Annotated in this window: 9 protein-coding genes; all 9 read left to right on the top strand. The window is 52.4% G+C overall.

Features of this window, described 5'->3' with window-relative positions:
* A partial coding sequence (locus ABRZ28_RS20645) for a DUF2345 domain-containing protein (RefSeq protein ID WP_330521391.1) occupies positions 1-1454 on the top strand: 1454 nt, incomplete at its 5' end.
* A 19-nt stretch (positions 1455-1473) separates the two neighbouring features.
* Entirely contained in the window at positions 1474-2718 is a 1245-nt protein-coding gene (locus tag ABRZ28_RS20640; protein WP_330521390.1) for a hypothetical protein, read from the top strand.
* A 54-nt stretch (positions 2719-2772) separates the two neighbouring features.
* Positions 2773-3093, top strand: a complete 321-nt coding sequence (locus ABRZ28_RS20635; protein WP_330521389.1) for a hypothetical protein — start codon at positions 2773-2775, stop codon at positions 3091-3093.
* A gap of 55 nt (positions 3094-3148) precedes the next feature.
* Positions 3149-3517, top strand: coding sequence for a hypothetical protein (locus ABRZ28_RS20630; protein ID WP_330521387.1), 369 nt, complete (start codon positions 3149-3151; stop codon positions 3515-3517).
* A 144-nt stretch (positions 3518-3661) separates the two neighbouring features.
* Positions 3662-5278 carry a type VI secretion system protein TssA gene (gene tssA, locus ABRZ28_RS20625; protein ID WP_330521386.1) on the top strand — a complete coding sequence of 539 codons (1617 nt, stop codon included), beginning with the start codon at positions 3662-3664 and terminating at the stop codon, positions 5276-5278.
* Positions 5279-5346: 68 nt separating this feature from the next.
* Positions 5347-7113, top strand: a complete 1767-nt coding sequence (gene tssF / locus ABRZ28_RS20620; protein ID WP_319603366.1) for a type VI secretion system baseplate subunit TssF — start codon at positions 5347-5349, stop codon at positions 7111-7113.
* On the top strand, positions 7077-8231 hold the full coding sequence (tssG, locus tag ABRZ28_RS20615; protein WP_330521385.1) for a type VI secretion system baseplate subunit TssG: 1155 nt from the start codon (positions 7077-7079) through the stop codon (positions 8229-8231). The genes tssF and tssG overlap by 37 nt, the downstream gene beginning before the upstream one ends.
* Complete coding sequence (gene tssJ, locus ABRZ28_RS20610; RefSeq protein ID WP_319603364.1) at positions 8212-8748, top strand: type VI secretion system lipoprotein TssJ; 537 nt, start codon at positions 8212-8214, stop codon at positions 8746-8748. The genes tssG and tssJ overlap by 20 nt, the downstream gene beginning before the upstream one ends.
* A gap of 7 nt (positions 8749-8755) precedes the next feature.
* Complete coding sequence (gene tssE / locus ABRZ28_RS20605; RefSeq protein WP_319603363.1) at positions 8756-9184, top strand: type VI secretion system baseplate subunit TssE; 429 nt, start codon at positions 8756-8758, stop codon at positions 9182-9184.
* Positions 9185-9352 lie beyond the last annotated feature (168 nt).

The raw sequence follows: 9352 nt of genomic DNA, 5'->3' as shown, positions 1-9352 counted from the left end.
CGGTCAGCGCCGGGGCGCGGCGGGACAGCAGCTATACGCTGACATTTACCGGCATACCGTACAGCGAGACGGTGGGTTTTCGTCCCACGCCGGAACCCCGGCCGACGATAGCGGGAACGCTGCCGGCGCGGGTGACGAGCATCACGCAGGGCGACGCTTATGCGCATCTGGACAAGCAGGGGCGCTACCGGGTGAAGTTCGACTTCGACCTGGACAACTGGAAGACGGGTTATGAAAGCCTGTGGGTGCGGCTGGCGAAGCCGTACAGCGGGGACACCTACGGCATGCACCTGCCGCTGATAGCGGGAACGGAAGTGGCGATAGCGTTCGGGGAGGGCAACCCGGACCGGCCGTACATTGCGTATGCGCTGCACGACTCCAGGCACCCGGACCACGTAACGCAGGCGAACAACAAGCGCAATGTCATCCGCACGCCGGCGAACAACAAGCTGCGGATGGAGGACGAGCGGGGCAAAGAGCATATCAAGCTGTCGACCGAGTACGGCGGCAAGTCGCAGCTGAACCTGGGGCATCTGGTGGACGGCAGCCGTCAGCGGCGGGGAGAAGGGTTTGAGCTGCGCACCGACCAGTGGGGCTCGATACGGGCGGGGAAAGGGCTGTTCATCAGCGCGGACGAACAGGCAGGCGCGCAGGGCGAGGCGCTGGATATGACGGCGGCGATAGCGCAGCTGGAGCAGGCGTTGTCGGAGGCGAAGGGGTTGAGGCATGCGGCGCAGGCGGCGAGAGCGGAGCTGGCGGATATCGAAAAGCAGACGGCGTTGCTGAACGATACGCTGAAGGGGCTGAAGCAGCAGGGGGTATTGATATCGTCGCCGTCGGGGATAGCGGAGGTGACGCCGGGTAGCGTGCAGTTGTCGGCGGGGGAGAGTCTGATAGCCACGAGCGGAGCGGACGGGGACATCAGCATCGGCAAATCGTTTCGCGTGGCGGTGCGTGAGGCATTGAGTCTGTTTGCGCACCGGCTGGGAATAAAGATGCTGGCGGCGCAGGGCAAGGTGGAAGTGCAGGCGCAGAGCGATGGGCTGGATTTGCTGGCGCAAAAGGAACTGACGGTGGCGAGTCAGGACGACAGGGTGGTGGTGACGGCGAAGACGGAAATGCTGCTGAACTGCGGCGGCGGGTATATCCGACTTAAGGACGGGCAGATAGAGCTGGGGGCGCCGAACAACGTGTTGCTGAAGACGCCGGTGGTGCAGCGGATGGGATCTGCGTCAATAGAACCGCCAGTATTACCTCAGTTTAATAATGTAGCTGATTATAATATTCGATTTCTTATGACAGATGATATGGATAAACCATATGTGAAAACTGATTATATCGCCTATTTTCCTGATGGGACATATACAAAGGGAACTACGGATATGCAAGGCTACACTGAAGTATTTACCAGAAGCCGTGAAGAATCTATATCCATACGTTTATTACAGAGCTGATATTTTAAAGGGGGGGGCTGTGGCCAAATATCGTATATACACTAAATTTAGCTCTAATATACCCTATCAACATATTTATTATGATTTATCCATACATAAAACCAAGGGAAGTGGTGAAAAAATTTTTTTACTTCAGGTGAAAAAACAATCCGTACGTTCTGGTTACACAACAGGTACGCATGAGACAGAAGAAACTGGTGATGATTTATCGACTATTTATATTATGGATGTCATGTTGTATCGAAAATCCGGCGAAGAGTATATCCGAGTTTTTCATGAACCGGTTAGCAGGATGTATCGGTTGCAAGATATGATAAGTGGGAAACTGGTTTCATCTAATAGAAAAGAAAATGTATGCTATTTTGAAACATCTCAACAGGTGAAAAAATCAGAACAAGGGAATATAAATAGCTATCATGTGAAAATTTCTTGTGAAGAAAGAATGTTTATTGCACCAGAACATCCTATCGGCGACCCTCTTGACCCGTTTAGTAAAGAAAAAATTGATAGTGAACTGCAAATAAGAATGTCCTCTTCCACATTAAGAAGTCCGTCTCTTGGCGTCCGTGTGTATCCTTATCCATTTCAACAAGAAACCATGTTATGTGGTCCTGCCGCATTTTTTTATTGTTTGCTTATAGATAGACCTGATTTATATGAAGCCATAGTTAGAGGGTTATGGCGCAATGGAAAAATAAAAATCGGTGACTTAAATATAGAACCATCTTTTAAAACCAGAAGACCTGGGAATTTATTTTATTCTCATGGGAAACAGAAGATATCAGGCATCGACTGGATTTCACTTGCTAGCTTGAGGGATTCAGAAAATAGATTGATGACATATGACTCTCCTGACGATAAAGTTTCTGCTATAACTATGTGGGGGCGTATCGAAGATTGGTTTACTAAAATGGGATCAAGAAAACTATTTAGTAATATCTCTTTAACTCACAGTAAATTACGTGATGTGGTTATGCTTAATAATTATGTTGGGCAAGGTCGGCATATTACCAGTTTGATATCGGCAGGTATGTTGCAACTGGGTGCTGATTCGCCCTTCAAAGACCACTGGATTGTTTGGGAAGGCCCTGTCAGACTGGCGAAAGATAATACGCCAGTTACACTGGAGAGTAATTTAAACGAAATAGTAAAACTTAATTTATTTTCATGGGGTGAGGTCAAGGATTGGCTAGAGTTAAATTTAACCTTGTCGGATTTCCTTAAAAATACATTTGGAGCTATGGTGTTTGAAAAAATACCATAATAACATATGAAAAGAATAACGATTTTGTGCTTGTCTCTTTTAATCTTGGGATGTGTGTCTAAGGTCGAGTTTTCTCCGGATAAATTACCTGATGGCTATGTTGGTAAACCGTACTATGCCAAAGTAACTATCATTGGCAACTCAGGTCATGTAGATGGTGCAAGTGTTGAGTATAAAATTAAACCAGAGGAGTCAGGGTTAACAATTTCTTTTTGCGATCCAGATTCTCCTGTCCGATTTAATTGTGTGGTTATACGCGGCGTTCCAAGTAAAATCGGTGACTCTGTGGTTTCTTTGCAGGGTGCGACGCTAGCGACGTCATATTTTTTATCAGGGACGGTTTTTGATAAAAAATATTTCTTCAAAATTAATTAAATTTATCTGATAAAATGGAAGAGGGTTTTCTGTTTTGAAAAAGCTCGGGAGGCATATGAAAAGAATAACGATTTTGTGCTTTTCTCTTTTAATCTTAGGATGTGTATCTAAGGTCGAGTTTTCACCGGATAAATTACCTGATGGCTATGTTGGTAAACCGTACTATGCCAAAGTAACTATCACTGGAAATGCCGGTCCTGCGGATGGCGCTAGAGCTAATTATTCAATTAGCCCTTCAGATGTTGGATTAAAAATACATCTTTGCGATCCGGATTCGCCAGTGCGGTTTAATTGTGTTGTTATACGCGGCGTGCCAAGTAAAAACGGTGAATTTGTGGTTTCTTTGCAGGGTGCAACGCTGACGACGTCATATTTTTTATCAGGGAAGGTTTTTGATAAAAAATATGCACTTAAAATAAATTAAAATATTGTGTTATTAGCTTGATGTCGGCAGATGTTTTGAAGAAAGGCGGTGGCTCTGGCGAAAATTTGTATGAGAAGTGCAAAAATAGCTTTTTATTTAATCAGGAAGCCACCCGTCTTTAGAATAATTGATAAGGATGCATAGATGTTGCAACAATTAATCATCAGTTGTTTTGGGCAACGAGACCCGCTGGCGGAAACCCGTAAGTGGGTGAATGGATGGCATCACTGGCTGCAACCGATTGATAGCGCGTCGCCGGTGGGTGAGGATCCTGCCTATGACGACGATTTCCAACGGATGCGCGATGAGGTTAACAAGCTTTCCGGGATAGATACCGATTTGGTTTGCAGTCTGGCTGAAACCTTGCTCACCACCCGCTGTAAAGATGTTCGCGTCGCTACTTACTATATCTGGGCTCGATTGCATCGTGACGGGGAAGCGGGGCTGGCGCAGGGGTTGCTACTGTTGGCGGGGCTGGTGGCGACTTTTGGCGAGACCTTATTGCCAACCCGCAAGAATAGTCGCCGCCTGGCGCTGGAGTGGCTGACCGGCGGCAAGTTACAAGACAGCCTCTACCTCTATCCAGAGGTTACGGCGGCGGATTTTGAAAAAATAGTCGGCGCGCTGGCGCTGCTGGATCATCTGTTCGCCGACTGGAAAGAAGAGAACCGACCGGCCTTGCAGGGGCTGGCGGCAACGATGCATGAACGGCTGCTGCGCTCCGGCGGCGCGCCGTCTACGGCGCGGCCCGCAGCGGAGTCCGCGGCATCCGGCGAATCGGCTCTGCAACCCGCAGCCAGCCAGACAATGCACAGTAGTCCGCCGCCGACGCAGCGTATCCAGTCCGGCCGCGATTTGCTGGATCAGGCGCGCGAGCTGTCGCGCTACTTGCGCGATCAGCCTCAAGGATGGCTTTCCAGCGCACGGCTGATGCGAAGCTTACGCTGGGATACCCTGCATCAACTGCCGCCGCAGGATGCTTCCGGACATACCCGCCTGATGCCGCCCCGCAGCGAGTTGCGCGCGCAGCTAAAACGCCTGCACCAACAGCAGCACTGGCTGGAACTGCTTGAACAAACCGAACGAATGTTTGCCGAGGGCGTGAACCATTTCTGGCTGGATTTACAATGGTATACCTGCCAGGCGTTGAGCAAATCGGGTCACCCTTATGAGCAGTGGGGTGATATCATCAAGCGCGACCTCGGGATGTTTCTGGAGCGGTTGCCCGATCTTGAATTGCAAAGCTACAACGATGGCACGCCCTTTGCCGACGAAATTACCCGACAATGGATTGACCAGCATGTGCAAGGTAATCAGGCGCCTATCGAACCGGATCTCCAGGCTAGCGCAACCCAGGGCGATAACGATATTTTATCGCTGGAAAGCGAAGCGATGGTGCGGGTTGAGACCGAGGGTATTGATGCCGCGCTGGCCTGGCTGTGGCAGCTACCCGAGATCGCGACTCAGCGTCAGCGCTGGTTGCAGCGTTTGCTGATGGCGCGGGTGGCGGAGCAGGGCGGGCGCTCGGATGTTGCGCTGCCCCTGCTCAATGAACTGAATAGCGCTCCGCAGCCGTTGCAACTGCAACACTGGGAACCGGAGCTGATCTTTGAAGTCCGGGCGCGTTTACTGAAGATGCTGCGGGTAAAAATGCAGCGCAGTCAGGGAGATAAAACCGCGTTGGCGCAGCAAATCGATGCTCTCATCGCCGGTCTGGTCGCTATCGACCCAGTCAAGGCGGCGATGGTATGCGCTCAGTAACCGACTGATTCTGTGTTAAAATATTTAATCGGCCGTTATCGGGCCGGTAAAAGTGTGATGAGGAAAGCATGGATGATCTAACCCTGCGCTATTTTGAAGCTGAAATGCGCTACCTGAAAGAAGCGGCGAAGGAGTTTGCGCAGGCCCATCCGGACAGAGCGGCGATGCTTAATCTGGATAAAGTCGGCGATCGCGATCCTTATGTTGAGCGCCTGTTCGAAGGTTTCGCTTTTATGATGGGCCGTTTGCGCGAAAAGCTGGATGACGACCTGCCGGAACTGACTGAAGGGCTGGTCAGTTTACTGTGGCCGCATTATCTGCGCACTATTCCGTCGCTTTCTATTGTGGAACTGGCGCCGAACTGGCGGGATATGAAAAGCAGTGATGAAGTGAAAGCCGGATTTGAGGTTATTTCCCGGCCGATCGGCGCACGCGGCACGCGTTGTCGCTATCGCACAACGCGTCCCTTATTTCTGCGCCCGCTTGATCTGAGTCAGGCCTCGCTGCACAGCGAAGCCGACGGGCGTTCGGTTATCCGCCTGCGCTTTAATTGCAGCGCGCTGGCGGACTGGCAGCGTGAGGATCTGAGTCGGCTACCGCTTTATCTCAACGCGGACAGCCCCGTCAGTTCGGCGCTGCATCTGGCTTTTACCCGTCAGACCGAGACGATCTACCTGCGTCATTCGGGGCAGGGTAATGAGCGCCGTCAGTTGAACGGCTATTTTTCTCCTCAGGGTTTTGGCAGCGAAGATCTGCTGTGGCCGAAAGGCGATGCCGCGTTTAGCGGCTATCAACTGCTGTTGGAATATTTCACCTTTCGCGAAAAGTTCATGTTCATTGAGCTTAACGGGTTGGAGAAGGTTCATTTCCCGGATAATCTCGACTGGTTCGAGTTGGACGTGGTGCTGAATGAATCATGGCCGCATGAACTCTCTTTTAGCGAGCAGAATATTCTGTTGCACTGCGTGCCGGTAATTAACCTGTTTGAACTGGACGCCGATCCTCTAACCATTTCCGGACTGGAAAATGAATATTTGTTGCGCCCGCTGCGGGTGCAGGACGGGCATACGGAAATCTATTCCGTGGACAGCGTACGTTCTTCCAAGCGCGTGAAAGAGCAAGAGTATGTGCCTTTTACCAGTTTCCGCCATCGTGGCGGCATGTTGCGCCATACGGCGCCGGAACGGTATTTCCACACGCGTGTGCGGCGCGGGCCGTCCGGTCTGCACGATACCTGGCTGATCCTCGGCGGCGATGCGTTCGAATCGGATAAATTGTTTCCTGACGAAACGCTGTCGCTGCGGATGACCGGCACCAATGGACAACTGCCGCGCAAGGCTTTGCGCAGTACGCTGTTGGACAGCGCGCAGCAGTTGGCGCAGGTGCCGTTGCGCGTACGTAATTTGTGTTCGCCGACGATGCCTTGCTATCCGCCGGCGGAAGACCGTTTTCACTGGCGGGTGCTCAGCCATCTGGGGTCGAACTTTCTTAGCATGATGGATAACGCCGAGGTGCTGCGCGGTACGCTGGCGCTTTATGACTGGACCGACAGTGAAATGAATCGTCGGCGGCTTGAGGCCATTGTCGACGTGAAACATCACCTGGTGCAGCGCTTCGAGAAAGGATTTATGCTGCGCGGGGTGGATATTGAGGTAACGCTGAGCAATGAAGGGTTTAGCGGTAAGGGCGATATCTGTCTTTTCGGCGAACTGCTTAATCGCTTCTTCGCCTTGTATGCCGATATTCATCTTTTCACCCAGCTAACGCTGATTATACAACCGAACGGAGAGTGCCTGCGATGGAAAGAGAATCACAGTCAGCGCATACCCGGCTGATTGAGGCGTTGCAGGCGAATCTGCCGAAAGCGAATTTCTATCGTTTTTGTCAGCTTCTTGAGTTCGCTCAGCCCTCGGCGGCGCCGCTGGGCGCTACGCTGACGCCCAAAGACGATCCGGTGCGTTTTCGGCCCCATCCGGGCATGGGATTTCCGGTAAGCGAACTGAAACGGGTGGAGTGGGACGAACAGCATCCCGAACGGCCGCCGACCATTCGTACGACTTTCCTCGGATTGTACGGCGTCGATTCGCCGCTGCCGACCAGCTATCTTGATGATATCGCCCAGCGGCGCGAGGGACATGAAGCGCTGGAAGCGTTTCTGGATATTTTCAATCATCGTATTTTGACGCAGTTTTATCGCATCTGGCGTAAGTATTCCTACCCGGCATCCTTTGAGGCCGGCGGGCGCGATAATACGTCGCAATGCCTGCTGGGGCTGATAGGGTTGGGCGTGCCGGGCGCGGCCAAACACATCGCCACGCCGATCTCTCGTTTTCTGGCGTTGCTGAGCACCATGCGCATGCCGACGCGCACCGCCGAGGGTATTGTTTCGCTGGTTAAGCTGTTGTCGCCCGAAACGCATGCCGAGGTGCGGGCGCACTACCCGCAGCGGGTCGCCATCCGGCAACGGGTGTCGCTCGGCGGCAAACGCGCGGTGAATTTGTCCCAACGCCAGGTGCTTGGCAAAAGCGCCATTGACGCGAATAGCCAGCTTGAACTGACGCTCTATCCAGCGACTCCTGAGCAGGCCAAAGCCTGGATGGAGAATGGACAGCTTCACAGCGATCTGGTGGTTTTGCTACGGGTCTATCTCGGTTGGCGATGTACGGCAAGATTGCGTCTGAGAGTGCCGCGCAGCGCGTTGCCCTCCGCCACGCTCGGCAGTCGCGAGGTGCTGCTTGGTCGTAACAGTTTGTTGAGTCTTAAAAAATCGCAGGGAGCGATTTTCAACGTCGCTTGCGACGGCCCGAAGGGGGACGAGCAGGACGCCCGTCATAAAAATAATATGTCACAATCCGGGTTCTCGGAGGATGTCACCATCCACCTGGGTATTTATCGAGGTCTGGAGCCCAATACTGTTAAACGCGAGGCCATTGATGGCGGTTATCACTTTTAAATTTGGTGTCGCTCCGGCGGCAATTTCTTTGATCCTGGCTACCACGCTCAGCGGTTGCGGGTTAACGCAAAGCGTCTCTGACGGTACGGTTTCCATGACGAAATCGTTGTTTTACAAAACCATCAAGACGCTGCATCTCGATTTCACCACCCGGAGCACGGTCAATGTCGATGACAATAACGCGCCGTTGGCGACGGTTATCCGGGTTTATCAGCTCAGAGAGCGCCAGGCGTTCGATCGGGCGGATTACCAGACGCTTTTAACCAGCGCGAATGAGACGCTCAAGGGCGACATTCTGGCTGAGCGCGACGTCACGGTAATGCCTGACGGGGTAGCGGGGCTGGACATGCCGATGGAGGCGGGTGCGCGTTATGTCGCGGTGATCGGGCTATTCCGCTCGCCAGATATTCAGGGCGATACCTGGCGAGTGGTGTTGGAACGCAACGATCTGGATCCGGACGAAGCGCGGCGAATCCAACTGGAGAACGGCGGCCTGAAACTGTTGCCGGAGGATTAACGGCGCAATGAATCCCTCATTGTATGAAATGCTGACCTTTAATTTTACCGGCGAGCTGGATATCCATCAGGTTGACGAGCGCCAGCAGGTCATTATGTCGGTGCTGGATAATATGCAGCGTATTCTCAACAGTCGCGCCGGTACGCTGGCGCATTTGCCGGATTATGGCCTGCCGGATATGAATGAGATATTACAAGGGCTGCCGGCGACGTCGCATCTGCTGATGGCGACCATGCGCCTTACGCTGCTGAAATATGAGCCGCGCCTAAAGCAGGTCACCCTGACGCTGTTGCCGGAAATTGCGCCGGGCTATCTGCGCTACACCATTGAAGCGGAATTAAAAGAGGTGGGGTTGGTGCGTTTTGGCACGGAGTTTATTCCCGAAGGACGCGTGCTGGTCAGGCATTTGCGTCAACAGGGGCAGATGGAACCCTAGGTTTGCGCTCGTCGGGGTGAACTGACTTTTTCCAAAGTCGCGTACCTTTTTCAACCGTTGCCGCATGGAAGGGCGGTGACGGTTGCGAGAGGTTTTATGCCGCCATTTATCTTTTGTAATAATAGCCTTGCCCGGTAGTGTTAACGCATCATTTTCTTTATGGCTAAT

The organism is Brenneria sp. g21c3, assembly GCF_040240345.1.
In the GTDB taxonomy this organism is placed as follows: Bacteria; Pseudomonadota; Gammaproteobacteria; order Enterobacterales; family Enterobacteriaceae; genus Brenneria.
Note: the sequence above shows the minus strand (reverse complement) of the source record. Positions and strands in the feature narration are given on the sequence as shown.

Bases quoted from the DNA above. Each gene is read 5' to 3' on its own strand.
- tssJ (WP_319603364.1), top strand. From the start codon at position 8,212: ATGGCGGTTATCACTTTTAAATTTGGTGTCGCTCCGGCGGCAATTTCT.
- tssE (WP_319603363.1), top strand. From the start codon at position 8,756: ATGAATCCCTCATTGTATGAAATGCTGACCTTTAATTTTACCGGCGAG.
- tssF (WP_319603366.1), top strand. From the start codon at position 5,347: ATGGATGATCTAACCCTGCGCTATTTTGAAGCTGAAATGCGCTACCTG.
- tssG (WP_330521385.1), top strand. From the start codon at position 7,077: ATGGAAAGAGAATCACAGTCAGCGCATACCCGGCTGATTGAGGCGTTG.
- tssA (WP_330521386.1), top strand. From the start codon at position 3,662: ATGTTGCAACAATTAATCATCAGTTGTTTTGGGCAACGAGACCCGCTG.
- ABRZ28_RS20630 (WP_330521387.1), top strand. From the start codon at position 3,149: ATGAAAAGAATAACGATTTTGTGCTTTTCTCTTTTAATCTTAGGATGT.